The organism is Serratia sp. JSRIV004 (assembly GCF_019968705.1).
Classification (GTDB): Bacteria; Pseudomonadota; Gammaproteobacteria; order Enterobacterales; family Enterobacteriaceae; genus Chania; species Chania fonticola_B.
On the sequence record NZ_CP074140.1, the window covers coordinates 5,949,800 to 5,968,661 of the forward strand.

Below are 18,862 nucleotides of genomic sequence, written 5' to 3' on the forward strand. Positions count from 1 at the left end.
TTCGAAAGCGACACCAACAAAAAAACTCAGTGGTGCGTTGCCATCAGGCTCGTTACCCTCCGGCGTTGACACCCTTGCCCTCCGACCCAGTGAATCCACTATGTTACTGAGCATTCTTTATATCATCGGCATCACCGCAGAAGCCATGACCGGCGCGTTAGCCGCAGGCCGCCGCCAAATGGATTTGTTTGGCGTGATTTTTATCGCCTCCGCTACCGCCATTGGTGGGGGCTCGGTGCGTGATATGCTGCTTGGGCACTTCCCGCTGAGCTGGGTTAAACACCCTGAGTATATTGTTATCATAGCCATAGCGGCAATTATCACCACCTGGATGGCTCCGCTGATGCGCCACCTGCGCCATCTGTTCCTGGTGTTGGACGCCATTGGGCTGATCGTATTTTCGATCATCGGCGCGCAGGTGGCTCTGGATATGGGCCATGCCCCACTGATTGCAGCCATTGCCGCCGTGATCACCGGCGTTTTCGGCGGTGTGCTGCGCGATATGTTCTGCAACCGTATCCCGCTGGTTTTCCAGAAGGAAATCTATGCAGGCATCGCTTTTGCCGCTGCCTGGCTGTATATCGGCCTGCAATACCTTAACTTGCCGCATAACATGGTGATTATTATTACCCTGGTTGCTGGCCTCAGCGCTCGCCTGATCGCACTGCGCTTTCGCCTTGGCTTGCCGGTGTTTAACTATCAGCATCCCGATCATTAATTCGCGAAAGCATCGCCAAGCGGTTCGGCACGATCGGGAACCGCATCAAAGCCGCTGATATGGTGCTGCTGCAAGGTTTGAACTAGTGCCAGAAAGGCAGGGTATTGCAAAAATTCCTGCACTTTTCTGGCTTTTTGCGCACCCAAGCCAGCAAGTTCCTGCCACTGTGCCAACGTCATCTGCTGTACCTGCGGCCAATTTTGTAGCGTTGCCAGCTGTGATGACGAAATTGGCACACCGAGGGCGATCGGCCAACGCTCGAAAGGTTGCTGCCGCGCCAGCCGAAATTGACGATAAAGCGCCTGCGCACGCTTCGCCCCCAGGCTGGGCACCGCGCTGAGCTGTTCCGGAGTTAATTCCAACCAATCCAGCAGGTTATTCACCAATCCTTGATCAATCAGCACCTGCCAGCCTGCTTTATTCAACCCGGTGATGTTCAGCCCATTGGCGCTGCTCAACCAAACCAACCGCGCCAGAAACTGCTGGCGACATCCGGGCTGCAAGGTAAAGCAGCTCAAAGCATGATAATCCTCCGGTTTTGGCGCAATGGGTGTTGCCCTTGCAACCTCACGCCAGACCACCTGTTTCAAATGCGGGATGCCATGCCCCATCAGGCTAATCGCAATATGATCGCCTGGCACGATGTCCAATTTTTGCCACAGGGCCAGCGAGCCCACGTTCACCCTCCGGATCCATTTATCGTCCATACGCACCGGCTCCAGGCGTAGCATCACGGCAATTTTGCCAGTGCGACCAATGGCAAATTCAACATCCGTGACTCTGGCCACTTGCTGGACCGGGGTATATTTCCAGGCAACCGCCCAGTCATTGGGTTTGGCCTGCCAGTAGCGCCCCCGAGGTTCTTGCCCTTGGTGGATCACCACGCCATCGGTGACAAACGGCAAAGGGCCGCTGTACCAAGCTGCCCGCCACTGCTCCACCTCCGCCAACGTGGCGACCGGTTGTGAATATTGCTGCGGCAGCGTAAAACCCATGGCTGCAAGCTGTTGCAAACGTTCGGCCATGGTTGGCGGGCCATCGGGCCACGCCCAGACGAACAGGCCAAGCTGCTCAAGTTGCGCAGTGCGCGGATTACGCATCAGCATCCCGGCAACCTTGGAGCGGGCGTTGATGCCCCCTTGGGTTTGCTGGTGATGATCGTTCACCATCAGGAACAGCTCCCCTTGCAGTACTATATTGGCCGTAACCTCCGGTAAAACATTGGGGATAGCGGGGATCGCCTTGACCTTTTCCAGCCAGTTTTCACCCTTCTGCCCATCCCCCCGGCTAATGGCGTTCACCAATACGCCTTGCCGGTAGACCAAAGTGACCGCCACACCATCAACCTTGGGTTGCACCCACAGATCGTGGCGGCCCTGCATCCATTGTTCTATGGCACGCGAGTTGCGCAGTTTACGCAATCCGATGTGCGCCACCGGATGCGGTACTTTGCCCGCTGGCAATGGCCGCGTACCGTCTTCTGCTACACCGACACAACGCCGCCAATCTTGCAGTTGCTGCAGCAAGCTGTCGTAGAGCTCATCATCGATCGGGCTGTTGCCCAGGCGATAATAAGCCTCATCCCAGCGCCCGAGCTGATCATCCAGCGCAGAAATTTCCACCTGTAAGCGCTCTGGCGACCACACTGGACAATCTCCAGCCCATGCCGAGCTACACAGCATTCCAACCAACACCAGCGCCCGATAAATACCTCTCCACATTGAGTACCTCCTTGCTTCCCAGCAGTAAATACTCAATCGCCTTTGCTGGCTAACGCCAAAAACCGGAGGTGCGAAACGCTTCCCAAAAGGAATGCGTATTTGCTGAAAACGGCAAAAATTTCCCGATCCGCCGCGCAAATTGACTTTTTTACGCTGTTTTTAGCAGAAAGCGACGGCCAAAATGCGAGCTAACGCTGCATACCGCCCGTTAGCCGTGTATACTGTGCGGAGAATTTACACATCCGCTGTCACTGACTCATCAACCGCTAGCAACGAACATCATCATGGCTCAAGGCACGCTTTATATTGTCTCTGCCCCAAGTGGCGCAGGGAAATCAAGTCTGATTCAGGCTTTGTTAAAGACGCAACCGCTGTACGATACGCAGGTTTCGGTTTCACACACCACGCGCGATAGCCGCCCGGGTGAAAATCACGGCGAGCACTACTTTTTCGTCTCCAAAGACGAATTCCGCCGGATGATTGAGCAGGATGCGTTTCTTGAGCACGCAGAAGTATTCGGCAACTATTACGGCACGTCCCGCGCGGCCATCGAGCAGGTACTGTCGACCGGCGTTGACGTCTTCCTGGATATCGACTGGCAGGGCGCACAGCAGATCCGTGCCAAAATGCCCCAGGCGCGCAGCATCTTTATTCTGCCGCCGTCGAAGGAAGAGCTTGGCCGCCGCCTGCGTGGCCGTGGGCAAGATGCGGATGACGTGATCGCCAAGCGCATGGCGCAGGCCGTCGCGGAGATGACGCACTTCGCGGAGTATGATTATTTAATCGTGAATGACGATTTCGATCTGGCCCTGTCCGATCTGAAGACCATTATTCGCGCCGAACGCTTGCGTTTGGGCCGTCAAATGCTGCGGCATGATGCTTTAATCAGCAAACTATTGGCAGACTGAAGACAGTTTCAGTATTATGCCCAGTCTTTTCGTCACCTGTGGAGTAGCACAAATATGGCACGCGTAACTGTTCAAGACGCTGTAGAGAAAATTGGTAACCGTTTTGACCTGGTGTTGGTCGCTGCTCGTCGGGCACGTCAAATCCAGACCGGTGGTAAGGATGCACTGGTACCTGAAGAGAATGACAAGTACACCGTTATCGCTCTGCGCGAAATCGAAGAAGGCCTGATCAACAGCCAGATCCTCGATGTTCGTGAGCGCCAGGAGCAGCAAGAGCAGGAAGCCGCAGAGATCCAGGCGGTTACCGCGATTGCTGAAGGTCGTCGTTAATTAGACTGTGAGTCTGCCTTGTACCTGTTTGAAAGCCTGAATCTGCTGATTCAACGTTACTTGCCTGAGGAGCAGATTAAGCGCCTCAAACAGGCATACCTCGTCGCACGTGATGCTCACGAGGGACAGACACGCTCCAGTGGTGAGCCCTACATTACTCACCCGGTCGCCGTGGCCTGTATTCTGGCGGAAATGCGTCTCGATCATGAGACGCTGATGGCAGCCCTGCTGCACGACGTCATCGAAGACACCCCGGCCACCTATCAGGATATGGAACAACTGTTTGGCAAAAGCGTTGCCGAACTGGTTGAGGGCGTATCCAAACTAGACAAATTAAAATTCCAGGATAAGAAAGAAGCGCAGGCGGAGAACTTCCGCAAGATGATCATGGCGATGGTGCAGGATATCCGCGTCGTGCTGATCAAGCTGGCGGACCGCACCCACAATATGCGAACGCTTGGCTCGCTGCGCCCGGACAAACGGCGGCGTATCGCCCGTGAAACCCTGGAAATCTATAGCCCATTGGCCCACCGCCTGGGTATTCATCATCTGAAAACCGAGCTGGAAGAGCTGGGTTTTGAAGCGCTTTACCCGAACCGCTACCGCGTCATCAAAGAAGTGGTGAAAGCCGCGCGCGGTAACCGTAAGGAGATGATCCAGAAAATCCTCTCCGAGATCGAAGGTCGTTTGACCGAAGCGGGTATCCACTGCCGCGTCAGCGGGCGGGAAAAGCACCTCTACTCCATCTACTGCAAGATGCATCTGAAAGAACAGCGCTTCCATTCCATCATGGATATTTACGCGTTCCGGGTGATCGTCAAAGAAGTGGATACCTGCTATCGGGTGCTGGGCCAGGCACACAGCCTGTATAAGCCGCGCCCGGGCCGGGTAAAAGACTATATCGCCATTCCCAAGGCTAACGGCTATCAATCGCTGCATACCTCACTGATCGGCCCGCACGGCGTGCCGGTTGAGGTACAGATCCGTACCGAAGATATGGATCAGATGGCCGAAATGGGGGTCGCCGCGCACTGGGCCTATAAAGAAAAGGAACAGGGCGAAACCGGCGGCACCACCGCACAGATCCGCGCCCAACGCTGGATGCAGAGCCTGCTGGAGCTGCAACAAAGCGCCGGTAGCTCGTTTGAATTTATTGAAAGCGTAAAATCCGATCTGTTCCCCGATGAGATTTACGTTTTCACCCCGGAAGGCCGTATTGTCGAACTGCCAGCCGGCGCTACACCGGTCGACTTTGCCTACGCCGTGCATACCGATATCGGCCACGCCTGCGTTGGCGCACGTGTCGATCGCCAGCCGCATCCGTTGTCACAAGCTTTAGCCAGTGGCCAGACGGTAGAGATCATCACCGCTCCGGGTGCCCGGCCAAATGCCGCCTGGCTGAACTTTGTGGTGAGCTCCAAAGCCCGCGCCAAGATCCGCCAGATGTTGAAAAACCTCAAGCGCGATGATTCCGTCAGCCTCGGCCGCCGTTTGCTCAACCATGCGCTCGGGGGCAGCCGCAAACTTTCGGAAGTGCCGCCAGAGAATATCCAGCATGAGCTGGATCGCATGAAGCTGGCTACGCTGGACGATCTGCTGGCAGAAATCGGCCTCGGTAACGCCATGAGCGTGGTAGTCGCGAAGAACCTGCAGGGCGATCAGTCCAGCCTGGGCTCCTCGAACGGCGTGCGCAACCTGGCCATCAAAGGCGCCGATGGCGTCCTGATCACCTTTGCCAAGTGCTGCCGCCCAATTCCAGGCGATCCGATTATTGCCCATGTCAGCCCGGGCAAGGGCCTGGTGGTTCACCATGAATCCTGTCGTAATATCCGCGGCTACCAGAAAGAGCCAGAGAAATTCATGGCGGTCGAGTGGGATATGGAAACCGAGCAGGAGTTCATTGCGGAAATCAAAGTGGACATGTTCAACCATCAAGGTGCGTTGGCCAACCTCACGGCGGCGATCAACGCTGCCGAATCGAATATTCAAAGCCTGAATACCGAAGAGAAAGATGGCCGGGTCTACAGCGCCTTTATCCGCCTGACCACCCGCGATCGCATCCACCTGGCAAATATTATGCGTAAGATCCGTATCATGCCGGATGTGATTAAAGTTAACCGTAACCGAAACTAGCGCCTATGAGCCCCGAACGCTATGCGCGGATTTGTGAAATGCTGGCCACCCGGCAGCCCGATCTGACGGTCTGCCTGGAACAGGTTCACAAACCGCATAACGTCTCCGCGATTATCCGTACCGCCGATGCCGTCGGCGTACATCAGGTGCATGCCGTGTGGCCTACCCCGCGGATGCGTACCCTGGTCTCCTCCGCTGCGGGCAGCAATAGCTGGGTGAGCGTAAAAACCCATCCCACCATCGCCGATGCAGTCACGCATCTAAAAGGCCAAGGGATGCAGATCCTGGCAACTCACCTTTCTGCTCGCGCCGTCGATTTTCGCGAAATAGACTATACCCGCCCCACCTGCATACTGCTGGGGCAGGAAAAAACCGGCATCACCGAAGAGGCACTAGCCCTGGCCGATCAGGACATTATCATTCCGATGATCGGTATGGTGCAGTCGCTGAACGTCTCTGTCGCTGCGGCACTGATCCTGTATGAGGCCCAACGCCAGCGGCAAAACGCCGGTATGTATCGCCGCGATCTCAGCGCGTTAGATGAGCAGGAACAGCAACGCCTGCTGTTTGAAGGCGGCTATCCGGTGTTAGCCAACGTGGCCAAGCGCAAAAAGCTGCCGCGCCCGCAGATTGACGATCAAGGCCAAGTGGTTGCCGACGCCGAATGGTGGGCAGCCATGCAGGCAACGACGGTACGCCGATGAAAGGCCGCCTGCTGGATGCCGTCCCACTCACTACTCTTTCCGGGGTTGGAGCCAGCCAAGCGGGGAAACTGGCCAAAATTGGCCTGAATACCATCCAGGATCTGCTGCTGCACCTCCCGTTACGTTACGAAGACCGCACCCGCCTCTACCCAATCAACGATCTGCTGCCGGGCATTTTTGCCACGGTGGAAGGGGAAGTGCTGCGCAGCGATATCAGTTTTGGCCGCCGCCGCATGCTCACCTGCCAGATCAGCGACGGCACCGGCATCCTGACTATGCGCTTCTTCAACTTCAACGCGGCGATGAAGAACAGCCTGGCTACTGGCCGCCACGTAACGGCCTATGGCGAAGTCAAACGCGGCACCCACGGAGCAGAAATTATCCACCCGGAATACCGTGTCCAGGGGGAAAACAGCGAGGTCGAGCTACAAGAAGCCCTGACGCCGGTGTATCCCACCACCGAAGGGATCCGCCAAGCCACGCTGCGCAAGTTGACCGATCAGGCGCTGGAGTTGCTGGATACCTGTGCGATTGCCGAGCTGCTGCCGCCGGAATTAAGCGGTGGCTTGATGAGCCTGCCGCAGGCGCTGCACATGCTGCACCGTCCGCCGCCGGATATCCAACTGGCTGATTTGGAACAGGGTAAGCACCCGGCACAGAAACGCCTAATCCTTGAAGAGCTGCTGGCGCATAACCTCAGCATGTTGGCCGTCCGTGCCGGTGCGCAAAGCTACCGGGCATTATCGCTAACGCCTGACGATCGGCTGAAAAACCGCTTCCTGGACCAGCTCCCCTTCTCTCCTACCGGTGCTCAAACTCGGGTTGTGGCAGATATTGAAGCGGACTTGCAAAAAGGTTTCCCGATGATGCGCCTGGTACAGGGCGACGTCGGCTCAGGTAAAACTCTGGTTGCTGCCCTGGCCGCACTACGCGTCATTGCTCACGGCAAACAGGTGGCGCTGATGGCCCCCACCGAATTACTCGCCGAACAACACGCCAATAACTTCCGCCAGTGGTTTGAACCCTTGGGGATTGAGGTGGGTTGGTTGGCTGGCAAGCAAAAGGGCAAAGCACGCCTCGCCCAACAGGAAGCCATTGCCAGCGGTCAGGTGTCGATGGTGGTCGGGACGCACGCCATTTTCCAGGAGCAGGTGCAGTTTAATGGCCTGGCCCTGGTGATTATCGATGAACAACACCGCTTTGGTGTGCATCAGCGGCTGGCGCTGTGGGAGAAAGGCGAAGAACAAGGGTTCCATGCTCATCAGTTGATCATGACCGCCACGCCAATCCCGCGCACGCTGGCGATGACCGCCTACGCCGATCTGGACACCTCGGTGATCGATGAATTGCCGCCGGGCCGTACGCCGGTGACAACGGTGGCGATCCCCGATACGCGCCGGGCCGATATCATCCAGCGGGTAAAAAGCGCCTGTATCGAAGAAGGTCGCCAGGCCTATTGGGTCTGCACGCTGATCGAAGAGTCTGACTTACTGGAAGCCCAGGCCGCAGAGGCAACCTGGGAAGAATTGAAGATTGCACTGCCGGAACTGAAGGTGGCGCTGGTGCATGGCCGCATGAAGTCAGCGGAGAAACAGGCGGTAATGCAGGCCTTCAAACAGGGTGAACTGCAATTGCTGGTAGCCACCACGGTGATTGAAGTGGGCGTTGATGTACCAAACGCCAGCCTGATGATCATTGAAAACCCAGAGCGGCTTGGTTTGGCCCAGTTGCATCAGCTGCGTGGCCGGGTTGGCCGTGGTGCGGTAGCCTCTCACTGCGTGCTGCTGTATAAAACCCCGCTCAGCAAAACCGCCCAAAAACGCCTGCAGGTGCTGCGCGACAGTAACGACGGCTTTGTTATTGCCCAGCAAGATTTGGAGATCCGTGGGCCGGGTGAGCTATTGGGAACGCGCCAAACCGGCAGTGCAGAGTTTAAAGTGGCCGATTTGTTACGCGATCAGGCCATGATCCCCGAAGTCCAGCGCGTAGCACGCCATATTCACCAGCAGTATCCGCAGCATGCACATGCCTTAATTGAGCGCTGGTTACCAGAAACGGCTCGCTACTCAAACGCTTAAGCATCTTCCCCCTAATGAAAGAGGGGGCCTATACCGGAGCCCGCTTGGAAAAATGGAGAATTACCCTACGCCAAACTTGTCTTTATTGTTATGTCTAGCCATTATATTCAAAAAACGAACAATAATATTATTATGGATCAATACAGAAATTGTACCCCTTGTAATCTTAACTAACATACAAAAGAGTGCCCCATCAGGAGCACCAGCTTTTGTAATATTAATAATTAAAGGTGACTCTACATATTATTTCAACAACCCTAATTGCTTCATAAAGGTGTAATCGTCATAGAACAGCCACTCTTCATCCATGGTGCCTTTGTCATTCCAACGGCCTATGGTTGCCATCTCTATCTCAAAACGTTTACCTGTGGGTTGGATAACCGTACCGTCTGACAGTATCATTGGTTTGGTGAACGTTCCTCGCCATACGCCGGTGACCGCCGTGTACTTATCCTGGCCGATACGTATATGGTGTATAGGGTTCTCGGTGTCAGGGGCAAAAGCGAAAATCTTCTTGGATTTCTCTAAGTGTTCTTTTAGATTGTGGGTCACCGAGCCATCTGGATAATGAACAATGATATCCTCTGCATGACTTCTGTGCATTTCATCCCACTTTTGATGGCTGTAGACATTAAAGTCTAGATCATCAAAGTTTTGCAGATTTTTTTCGACAGTTTTCCTTTCTGCTTTAAACTCCTCCAAACTCTTATTGATGCGTTGTTCAGCATGGGAATCGGACATTGAAGAGAAATCATCAGGTTTATTTGCTGCTGCACTCACGGCAAGGCTTAATATAAACAGAGAGGCAATGCTTGCTTTTAATACATGACGTTCATTTTTCATAAAGGTACCTTCCATCTTCCTTATTATTTAACTCTATATATACGATAACTTCCTTTTGAATTTATATAGTAGAGCAGACGATACAAAAAAATTACCAAGTAAATTTGCTTGAGTCATTCAAAAATAATGAAGGGATTTTCAAACGGAGAAATGGCTAAATAAGCAATGGGGTTAACGCTATTGAAGGTATACATCGTAGGCAGAACACAGGCTCAATTTCTAAAGCTGTTCGAGGCACGCATAAAAAACAGCCCCTGAAGAGGGGCTGCCACTACTTGATGATTCAGCCGATCGCCGGGAACACCGGCAGCATCAGATACAGCTTAATCACGATGGCATTAGCGATATCGATAAAGAACGCGCCCACCATCGGCACCACCAAAAATGCCAGATGCGAAGGGCCGAAACGATCGGTGATCGCCTGCATGTTGGCAATGGCCGTTGGCGTCGCCCCCATGCCAAAACCACAGTGCCCCGCAGCCAGCACGGCAGCATCGTAGTTTTTACCCATCACGCGATAGGTCACGAAGATGGCATACAACGCCATAACCAGCGTCTGCACCGCCAGGATAGCCAGCATTGGCAAGGCCAGCGAAGCCAGCTCCCACAGGCGCAGGCTCATCAACGCCATCGCCAGGAACAGCGACAGGCTCACGTTACCCAGTACGGAGACCGCACGCTCAAACACCTGGTAGAAGCCCGTTGCCGACAGGGTGTTGCTGAGGATCACGCCAACAAACAGCACGCAGACAAAAGTCGGCAGTTCGAAGGCCGTGCCATTCAATAACCCGGCAATAAAGTTACCGAGGCTCAGGCAGATGGCGATCATGGCGATGGTTTCGATCATCACCAGCGAGGTGATCAGGCGGCCACTTTCCGGCTTCTCAAAGCCGCTCGGCTGCACGCTGTCATCCGGTGTGCCTTCCGGCGTTGAGGAGTGTTTCACCAGATAGCGGGCTACCGGGCCACCAATCAGGCCACCCAGCACCAGACCAAAGGTGGCGCAGGCCATGGCCACTTCGGTGGCATTTTCAAACCCATAGCGCTCGATGAACACCTTGCTCCAGGCCGCCCCGGTGCCATGCCCACCAGAAAGCGTAATCGAGCCCGCAATCAACCCCATTAATGGATCCAGGCCCAGCATTTTCGCCATGCCGATACCGATGGCATTCTGTACCAACAGCAGACCCAGCACCACGAACAGGAACACGACCAGTGCCTTGCCCCCCGCCCGCAGGCGCGCCAGGTTGGCATTCAGACCGATAGTGGCAAAGAAGGCCAGCATTAATGGGTCTTTCAGCGACATATCAAAGCCGACTTCCCAGTTCACCGTTTTCTTCAAAACCAAGAGCAGGAGCGCCACCAGTAAACCACCGGCAACAGGAGCAGGAATAGTATATTTTCTCAGCAGAGGAATGGAGCGTACGCATTTGCCCCCAAGCAGCAGGACCAGCGTAGCGGCAACTAACGTGCCGTAAGTATCGAGATGAAACATCTAGCTACTCCGTGTAGTGATTAAATCCAATAAATTAATAAGTTATAAAATTTACTCAGTTTTTTAACTTGATGAAGGGGGGATTAAAAGTAAAAACGGCTAATAACACAAGAAAAAATGAACGAAAATGCGACATTAATGGGTTCAGCATCGTAAAAAATATTAATGCGCAACCGTTTGCTTTTGTGAGACAGATCATTAAAATGCCTTCTTTGCCGCCTTTGGGAAAGCCACACCATGTCCAGCCAAACCGCCGAGCTTGATGCCGCGCAAAAAGCATCAGCCCCCGTTTCACACAATAGTGAACTGATTTACCGCCTGGAAGACCGCCCTCCACTGCCGCAAACGCTGTTTGCCGCCAGTCAGCACTTGCTGGCGATGTTTGTTGCCGTGATCACCCCGGCCCTGTTGATCTGCCAAGCGCTTGGCCTGCCAGCGCAGGATACGCAACACATCATCAGCATGTCGCTGTTCGCTTCCGGTTTGGCCTCGATACTGCAAATCAAAACCTGGGGCCCGGTGGGGTCTGGCCTGCTGTCCATTCAGGGTACCAGCTTCAACTTTGTCTCACCGCTGATTATGGGCGGGCTGGCGCTGAAAAACGGCGGTGCAGACGTGCCCACCATGATGGCCGCACTGTTCGGCACATTGATGGTGGCTTCTTGTACCGAAATCCTACTGTCACGCGTGCTGCACCTGGCGCGCCGCATCATTACCCCGCTGGTCTCCGGCATTGTGGTGATGATTATCGGCCTGTCGCTGATCCAGGTCGGGCTGACCTCTATCGGTGGTGGCTATGCGGCGATGGGCGATCACACCTTCGGCGCGCCCAAGAATCTGCTGCTGGCAGGCGCGGTGCTGGTGGTGATTATTCTACTTAACCGCCAACGTAACCCTTACCTGCGCGTCGCTTCGTTGGTGATCGCCATGGCCATAGGTTATCTGCTGGCTTGGGCGATGGGTATGCTGCCGGAAACCGAACCGGCTACCCAAACGACCTTGATCACCGTTCCTACCCCGCTGTATTACGGCCTGGGTTTTGACTGGAACCTGTTATTGCCGCTGATGCTGATCTTTATGGTCACTTCGCTAGAAACCATCGGCGATATCACCGCCACCTCCGACGTTTCTGAACAGCCGGTCAGTGGCCCGCTATATATGAAGCGCCTGAAAGGCGGGGTGCTGGCCAACGGCCTGAACTCAATGCTGTCTGCGGTATTCAACACCTTCCCGAACTCTTGCTTTGGCCAGAACAACGGGGTGATCCAGCTGACCGGCGTTGCCAGCCGCTACGTCGGTTTTGTGGTAGCACTGATGCTGATCCTGCTGGGGCTGTTCCCGGCCGTTGCCGGTTTTGTGCAGCATATTCCTGAACCGGTGCTGGGCGGCGCGACCATCGTGATGTTCGGTACCATTGCGGCCTCCGGCGTGCGTATCGTTTCCCGCGAGAAGCTAAACCGCCGCGCCATCATGATTATGGCGCTGTCGCTGGCCGTCGGTATGGGGGTTTCCCAACAACCGCTGATCTTGCAGTTTGCACCGGACTGGCTGAAAACCCTGCTTTCTTCCGGTATCGCTGCCGGTGGGATCACCGCCATTGTGCTGAACCTGCTGTTCCCACCAGAAGAAAAATAAGCGCTCCCCGCAGCAAACCAACGGCCATTGGCAAACCGCTACTGGCCGTTTTTTTATTGTCTTTCAGGCCATTGCCCTTGAGCTGGAAGGCTATTTGCGGCATAAACAGGGTATCTTTTCTGTCCGCTACGGATCCACACGATGAAATTTATCGGAAAACTATTGATCACGTTGCTGCTGCTGATAGTGCTGGCCATTGTGCTGCTCTACGTCGTGGGGCAAACCCGCTGGGCCGCAGGCTGGTTGAGTCACTGGATCAGCGATCGTGGTGATTACCAGCTGTCGGTAGAAAAAATAACGCATTCGTGGAGCAAACCAGGACAGCTCAGCCTGGAGGGCGTAACCCTCGCCCGTGCCAACCAACCGCAACTCTTGGCGGCCAAGCAGGTGGATATGGCTTTCAGCCTGCGGCAAATTATCGAGCCACGCTATTTCGATAGCATCACGCTGCGCGACGGTACCCTAAACGTTCAGCCTTTGCAGGGCGCACCGCTGCCAATACAGGCCGATGTGCTGCAACTGAGCAATATGGCACTGCAATCTAACGATGAGAGCTGGCAGCTTAACGCGCAGAAGGTCAATGCCGGGATCAACCCGTGGCAGCCAACGGCAGGCCATTTGCTCGGAGATAACAATCAGTTCCAGTTCAGCGCCGGTTCGATGGTGGTCAACGGTATTCCGGCCTCACAGGTGTTGATCCAGGGCGAAATCAAACAAAACCAGCTGATATTGAGCGACTTTGGTGCCGATCTGGCACAGGGCGATCTCACCGGGGTAGCCAGCCGAGCTGCCGATGGCAGTTGGTTGGTTGAACGGTTGCGGCTAAGCAACGTCCGCCTACAAGTACCAATGACGCTAGAACAGTTCTGGGACCGCTTCACGGCGTTGCCACCCATTACGTTGAAACGCTTCGATCTGATTAACGCCCGCCTGGAAGGTAACGCCTGGGCGGCGAACGACCTCGATTTGTCGATGCAAAATATCACCTTCCAACAGGGGGATTGGAGTAGTCAGGATGGCGCGATCAATTTCACCGCCGACGACCTAATCAATGGTAACTTCCATCTCATCGATCCGATTATGGATATGCAACTCTCGCCAGCGGGCATTGCCATTGGCCAGTTCAGCACCCGCTGGGAAGGTGGATTGCTGCGTACCACCGGCAACTGGCTGCGCGCCAACAAGCGCCTGCAACTCGACGAGGTGGCCGTCTCTGCGTTGGAGTACACCTTGCCCAGCAACTGGCGTGAACTCTGGTTACAGCCGCTACCAAGCTGGCTGGCGGAGGTGTACGTCGCCAAGATGAGCACCAACCGTAACCTGATCATCGATATCAACCCGGATTTCCCCTTCCAGCTCACCTCGCTGGATGGTAACGGCAGCAATCTGCTGTTGGCCAGTGACCATCAGTGGGGGATTTGGTCCGGCTCGCTGAAACTCAACGCCGGTGGTGCCACCTTTAACAAGATCGACGTACGCCGCCCATCGCTGGCGTTGGATGCGGATGCACAGCAGATCAACGTTACCGAGCTGAGCGCCTTTATGCCCGATGGCCTGTTGGATGCCAAGGCCAACGTCAGCCAACTGCCAGGTAAACCATTCACCCTGTCCCTTAACGGACGCTCGGTGCCAGTGAATACCTTGCAGCAATGGGGTTGGCAGCATGTGCCGCTGGAGGGTGATGGTAATCTGCAGTTGCAGCTGAAGGGATTACTCAACAGCGATGGGCCGTTTAAAGCGTCTTTGAAGGGCCAGTTGCAGGCTACCAGTAAGGATGGGCAGACTCTGGAGCAGCAGGTGCCGTGACCTAAACAGGGTTCGGCAGTGCCGAACCCTGTTTTCTTCTCTGAATAATGCAGTGAGACGCTATTTACTGTTTTAGTTCCTGATATTTCATATCCTTGAGGATCTTTGCATCATTAAATGTTAGCTCCAAAACTTGGTTTCTATCATTGATAACAGGAATTAAAAAAATTACTCTTCTATCAGTCTTTTTAGAATTATAAAACCATACATTAAGCCCGTTATAATCTTCTGGAGAATTTGGTCTACCAAGGAGTTTAATGACATCTTTTTTTGTTGTTGAGCCAACAATCAAAGATTCTTTGATTGTTTTTTCTGTATATTGGTCAAGCGCTGTAACCTTTGTTCTATCAACATTAGAAGCACAACCCACTAATAAAAAAAACATAAAAATAACTGGACACTTACTCATTTTCATTTTATTTTCTCTTCAATATAAGTTTCATTGATGCTGTCGTACTTGATTTCATTCCCATATAAAACACAATATCCAGATTTGTCTGAGTAGTTATATTTAAACTCATACAACCCTTTTTCATTAGGAGTGAAATCCAAACTGACGCTACATCCCCCTCCATCTGGATTACTAATTCTATGAGAAATTGTTGTTTTGATTCCTGGAGTTACCGTAACCTCAGTATAAGTATCACTGTAGTCACCTTGTGGTAACTTAGGCATACCTATTGACTTCGTACTATCAGGAATAATATTTAGGAAACGCCTATGCTTTTGTACATATCCACCACTAGACTCACCATTTGATTTTTTCTGACTAATCGAATAGGTCAGTGGGTTTCCTAGAAGTCGAACTTTTGCAACCGTACCATCATTTGGGGGTGGAACGTACATAGGCGGGTCAGGAAACAGACTACAACTGGCTAATGACATGGTAGCCATCAATGAAAAAAATATAACACTTACTCTGGTTTTCTTATAAAGCATATCAACTCCTTGATAATATATAATTAACAAACCACACTACCCCGACCAGTTAGCAGAGCTCCTTCACAGGAAGCGACCCAACTGAAGTTGTAGCTCAGAAACTAAAAATTTTACGTAACACATTATATTTATTGACATATTCCCTCAATTTACCGGTCATGTCCCGTACGCAATAAAGATCCCGGCCAACTGCCCGGGATTTATCACGAGATCTAGATTAGGTCTTCACCATTTAAAAGCACGATTACATTGTCTGAACCTAACTCTTTTCTGATCATCTCTGCCATTTCGTCTGTCGATATTTTAAGAGATTTGTTATTCACACTGATAACAAAGTAAGAGCAGGACACCAATCCAAAATCACTTGCAACCTCTCGCTGAATTGGATGAGGTATAACTCCATTTGATAAATAATATTGAGCAGGGAATACACAGGGGTATTTTTCTGCAAATGCATTCAATTTCCCCTGCAATTCAGCAAGGTTATATGTTGTATAGCATGAAATATGTATAGACATAATCCCCTCACTTAATCCTTATAGTATTGCCTGATTTATCAACAACAATAACCTTCTCAAGTCCCATTATTGGCCACTTAGTGAGTTGTTGCTGCAATGCAGGAATTGACACTTTTGTATCACTCATATTAATAACAACATTTGTTGTTTGCCCCGAGTCAATTTTTTCTTTAACACCAGACCATATATTCCTAACACTGCTAGAACTAGGAGCATAGTTATCAAAAATCTCGCCATTAATCCGGTAATCCGGATTTTTCCTTCCAGCTATAGAAGGGTTCTGCTCCACATAAAATCCTGATTGTGAAAGAATTTGAGCACTCTCATTTTCCCGGTTCAGCGAGCGGATATTCTCCTTCGTCATCCCTGATTCCATCTTGGTGACAGGCCCCGTTAACGCCCCCTCAGACTTCGTAATCACATTACCGATAGAACCGGTTTGCCATATACTAGAGTTACCCGGTGACGCTATTGCGCTATCTGTCTTACCTATAACATTATTTCCAGCAACACCACCAAAGATTGCCGCTGTCCCTAAGCCGATATTCAGTGCACCTTCGCCGTAGTTGCCATCAACTACCTGGCCGATCCCTGTACCAGTTTGATAACCCCCACTGGCTGCCAGCGTTGAACGAGCAATAATCCCCGGAGCACCCGGTAAAGCGAGCAAAGCATCGGTTCCTAATGCAGCCTGGCCGGATTGCACGCTGTACCCTTTCAGATAACTCAGCGCCTCGTTATACGCTTTGGTATCTCCTGTGGAGGCAACAAACGCTTTGCCTGCGACCAGTGACTGAATAGCGTCAGCCGCTTGCCGTGGGGTATACCCGTACATAGACTGAAGTTCATAACCATACTGGTTAAGCAATCCAGCTAGCTCTTGCTTCTGGCCTTCTGTCAGTGGTTGGCCTGATTGGTACTGTTGCAGCAACACATTGCTAGCTCGGTCTTCATTCGTCAGCCTGACGATATTCTGTGAAGCCTCTAGCAGGTTTTTACCAGCTTTCTGATCCTCAATAGACTTATTCAGCGTTTCAGCTTGTTGTGGGCTAAGGAAGTTATTCTCCACAACAACTTCATCCAGAGCGGAGCCCGTCATAGAACGGAATTTTTCCTATAAAACTCAGCATCTTACAACAAATTTTTCCCTGTACATTCTGGCCCAGGCAACTTTTTCCCAGACGCGCTTTTTCAGCCCGTTACGCCATTTTCCCCAACGCTGTTAAAGAGCAACCAACCACAACATCGTACCTGGTGTGGTCCGGTTGCAACCGCGGAAGGTGATAATTTTCAATGAATAAGAACCCCAGCCAGTTGGACGGGGTTCTTATCTCAGTTCAAAATATCCGCTGACACATTGCCAGTATCGAAAAACTCTTTAAAAACCCTGACAACAAGTTCAAAGTCTTTTGTTAGTTGTCGTTCAGACCAATAATCACCCAATATCAATAATTTCTCATTAGGTAGAGATTTATCCCAGTAAAACCGTACCCTGTAGTCATCATCTGTTTCTTCGCCAAGAGTCAGCATATAATTACCATTCTCTGCTCTTACCTGAAGCATATCAGGCCCAATGTCTGCACCATCAAGGATATCAAGAGTCAGAGTTCCTGCTTTACCTTCTAATTTACTTAGGTATCCTTCAACCTCGTCCCATGTAGGTGATTTTTTTTTCCCGCCCTGACTATTGAGGGTCCATTTTAGGGATAAGAACATCTCTAGTTTTTCTCCTTGATGGATTTCATACCAGGCTGCCAATATAGGATCGTGTTGTTTTTTTCTTCAACTATTGTCAAAGATTTCAAACCTGCTTTATCCGCCATTGCAGCAATATCACCTTTGCAAAAACCACACACAGGCTCTAGTGATACTGTTAATGTCATATCACGACCTTTAGTGATACCTTGTTCAAAAGCTTGTTGAATAACACCAACTTCCGCATGAGCTGTCGCCATATTTCCATTTGGGAAAGTTCTACCTTCACTTTCAATTTTTGCAACAATCCTCCCGTTAATCAGTGTTGGTCGACTTGCATCACCCAGGAAAAAGTCAGGCCTACCGCCTTGGTTCGTATCCGTAAAGATTGTACCTGTTTGTGAGTCAGTTAACTCTGCTGTCACTTTAGGATTTGCAGAAGGTGTTTTGGGATCAAGTGGTTGAGAACTATTTGTCCATCCTGATTCTTTATTCGGAGAAAAAATGCCAGTTTCTCCTTTCGATATAACATTATTTCCCACAACACCACCAAAGATAGCCGCTGTCCCTAAGCCGATATTCAGTGCACCTTCGCCGTAGTTGCCATCAACTACCTGGCCGATCCCTGTACCGGTTTGATAACCCCCACCGGCTGCCAGCGTTGAACGAGCAATAATCCCCGGAGCACCAGGCAAAGCGAGTAAAGCATCGGTTCCTAATGCAGCCTGGCCGGATTGTACGCTATACCCTTTCAGATAACTCAGCGCCTCGTTGTACGCTTTGGTATCTCCTGTTGAGGCAACAAACGCCTTGCCTGCAACCAATGACTGAATAGCGTCAGCCGCTTGCTGTGGGGTATATCCGTACATAGACTGAAGTTCATAACCATACTGGTTAAGCAATCCAGCTAGCTCTTGCTTCTGGCCTTCTGTCAGTGGTTGGCCTGATTGGAACTGTTGCAGCAACACATTGCTGGCTCGATCTTCATTCGTCAGCCTGACGATATTCTGTGAAGCCTCTAGCAGGTTTTTACCAGCTTTCTGATCCTCAATAGACTTATTCAGCGTTTCAGCTTGTTGTGGGCTAAGGAAGTTATTCTCCACAACAACTTTATCCAGTGCGGAGTCCGCCATCGTTCGGCATTTTTCCTAGTACACTCAGCAGATTACAACCACTTTTTCCCTGTGCATTCTGGCCCGGGCAACTTTTTGCCCAGACACGCTTTTTCAGCCCGTTACGCCATTTTCCCCAACGCTGTTAAAGAGCAATCAACCATAGCATCATAAGTCAGAATCAGTCACACACCAAGCTAGCAAGACGACCATTCTCGGCTACCGCC

At 52.1% G+C, this 18,862-nt stretch carries 17 protein-coding genes; 8 read left to right on the plus strand and 9 right to left on the minus strand.

Translation table 11 applies throughout. From position 1 onward, the window contains the following. The first annotated feature begins 100 nt into the window (after window positions 1–100). Entirely contained in the window at window positions 101–718 is a 618-nt protein-coding gene (locus KGP21_RS28380; RefSeq protein WP_024527839.1) for a trimeric intracellular cation channel family protein, read from the plus strand. Here KGP21_RS28380 and ligB read toward each other — a convergent pair. Continuing rightward, window positions 715–2,439, minus strand: a complete 1,725-nt coding sequence (gene ligB, locus KGP21_RS28385; protein WP_209529712.1) for an NAD-dependent DNA ligase LigB — start codon at window positions 2,437–2,439, stop codon at window positions 715–717. The genes KGP21_RS28380 and ligB overlap by 4 nt on opposite strands. 284 nt (window positions 2,440–2,723) lie before the next feature. Here ligB and gmk point away from each other — a divergent pair, with 284 nt between their 5' ends. The 5 genes from gmk to recG are packed head-to-tail and all read left to right on the plus strand — an operon-like array spanning window position 2,724 to window position 8,592. Beyond that, a complete protein-coding gene (gmk, locus tag KGP21_RS28390; protein WP_024482944.1) occupies window positions 2,724–3,347 on the plus strand; it encodes a guanylate kinase in 624 nt (207 codons plus the stop codon). A gap of 54 nt (window positions 3,348–3,401) precedes the next feature. Continuing rightward, complete coding sequence (gene rpoZ, locus KGP21_RS28395) at window positions 3,402–3,677, plus strand: DNA-directed RNA polymerase subunit omega (RefSeq protein WP_024482945.1); 276 nt, start codon at window positions 3,402–3,404, stop codon at window positions 3,675–3,677. Window positions 3,678–3,695: 18 nt separating this feature from the next. Next, window positions 3,696–5,810 (plus strand): bifunctional GTP diphosphokinase/guanosine-3',5'-bis pyrophosphate 3'-pyrophosphohydrolase, encoded by a 2,115-nt coding sequence (spoT, locus tag KGP21_RS28400; RefSeq protein ID WP_223536715.1) that lies wholly within the window; start codon window positions 3,696–3,698, stop codon window positions 5,808–5,810. 5 nt (window positions 5,811–5,815) lie between these two features. Continuing rightward, on the plus strand, window positions 5,816–6,514 hold the full coding sequence (trmH, locus tag KGP21_RS28405; RefSeq protein WP_024482947.1) for a tRNA (guanosine(18)-2'-O)-methyltransferase TrmH: 699 nt from the start codon (window positions 5,816–5,818) through the stop codon (window positions 6,512–6,514). Continuing rightward, window positions 6,511–8,592, plus strand: a complete 2,082-nt coding sequence (gene recG, locus KGP21_RS28410) for an ATP-dependent DNA helicase RecG (RefSeq protein ID WP_209523663.1) — start codon at window positions 6,511–6,513, stop codon at window positions 8,590–8,592. The genes trmH and recG overlap by 4 nt, the downstream gene beginning before the upstream one ends. Window positions 8,593–8,835: 243 nt before the next feature. On the opposite strand, the gene KGP21_RS28415 is transcribed toward recG, so the two are convergent. Both KGP21_RS28415 and gltS read right to left on the minus strand, forming a co-directional pair. After that, window positions 8,836–9,435: an ester cyclase gene (locus tag KGP21_RS28415; RefSeq protein WP_223498629.1), complete on the minus strand. Its 600-nt coding sequence runs from the start codon at window positions 9,433–9,435 to the stop codon at window positions 8,836–8,838. A 283-nt stretch (window positions 9,436–9,718) separates the two neighbouring features. Next, window positions 9,719–10,930: a sodium/glutamate symporter gene (gltS, locus tag KGP21_RS28420; protein ID WP_094981549.1), complete on the minus strand. Its 1,212-nt coding sequence runs from the start codon at window positions 10,928–10,930 to the stop codon at window positions 9,719–9,721. A gap of 237 nt (window positions 10,931–11,167) precedes the next feature. Here gltS and KGP21_RS28425 point away from each other — a divergent pair, with 237 nt between their 5' ends. Together KGP21_RS28425 and KGP21_RS28430 are read left to right on the plus strand one after the other, a co-directional pair. Further along, window positions 11,168–12,565 (plus strand): NCS2 family protein, encoded by a 1,398-nt coding sequence (locus KGP21_RS28425; RefSeq protein WP_024527836.1) that lies wholly within the window; start codon window positions 11,168–11,170, stop codon window positions 12,563–12,565. 141 nt (window positions 12,566–12,706) lie between these two features. Beyond that, window positions 12,707–14,371, plus strand: a complete 1,665-nt coding sequence (locus tag KGP21_RS28430) for an AsmA family protein (protein ID WP_223536718.1) — start codon at window positions 12,707–12,709, stop codon at window positions 14,369–14,371. A gap of 64 nt (window positions 14,372–14,435) precedes the next feature. Here KGP21_RS28430 and bamE read toward each other — a convergent pair whose 3' ends face one another. The 6 genes from bamE to KGP21_RS28460 form a co-directional block, all read right to left on the minus strand. After that, window positions 14,436–14,786 carry an outer membrane protein assembly factor BamE gene (gene bamE, locus KGP21_RS28435; protein ID WP_209523655.1) on the minus strand — a complete coding sequence of 117 codons (351 nt, stop codon included), beginning with the start codon at window positions 14,784–14,786 and terminating at the stop codon, window positions 14,436–14,438. After that, entirely contained in the window at window positions 14,783–15,310 is a 528-nt protein-coding gene (locus KGP21_RS28440) for a hypothetical protein (RefSeq protein ID WP_223500553.1), read from the minus strand. The genes bamE and KGP21_RS28440 overlap by 4 nt, the downstream gene beginning before the upstream one ends. Window positions 15,311–15,522: 212 nt before the next feature. Then, window positions 15,523–15,828, minus strand: coding sequence for a hypothetical protein (locus KGP21_RS28445; RefSeq protein ID WP_223500554.1), 306 nt, complete (start codon window positions 15,826–15,828; stop codon window positions 15,523–15,525). Window positions 15,829–15,835: 7 nt separating this feature from the next. Continuing rightward, the gene (locus KGP21_RS28450) at window positions 15,836–16,927 is read right to left on the minus strand and encodes a hypothetical protein (protein ID WP_223536720.1); all 1,092 of its coding nucleotides are present in this window, start codon (window positions 16,925–16,927) and stop codon (window positions 15,836–15,838) included. A gap of 233 nt (window positions 16,928–17,160) precedes the next feature. Then, window positions 17,161–17,544: a hypothetical protein gene (locus tag KGP21_RS28455; RefSeq protein WP_223500557.1), complete on the minus strand. Its 384-nt coding sequence runs from the start codon at window positions 17,542–17,544 to the stop codon at window positions 17,161–17,163. A 2-nt stretch (window positions 17,545–17,546) separates the two neighbouring features. Further along, on the minus strand, window positions 17,547–18,656 hold the full coding sequence (locus KGP21_RS28460) for a hypothetical protein (protein ID WP_094981544.1): 1,110 nt from the start codon (window positions 18,654–18,656) through the stop codon (window positions 17,547–17,549). Between the last annotated feature and the right edge of the window lie 206 nt (window positions 18,657–18,862).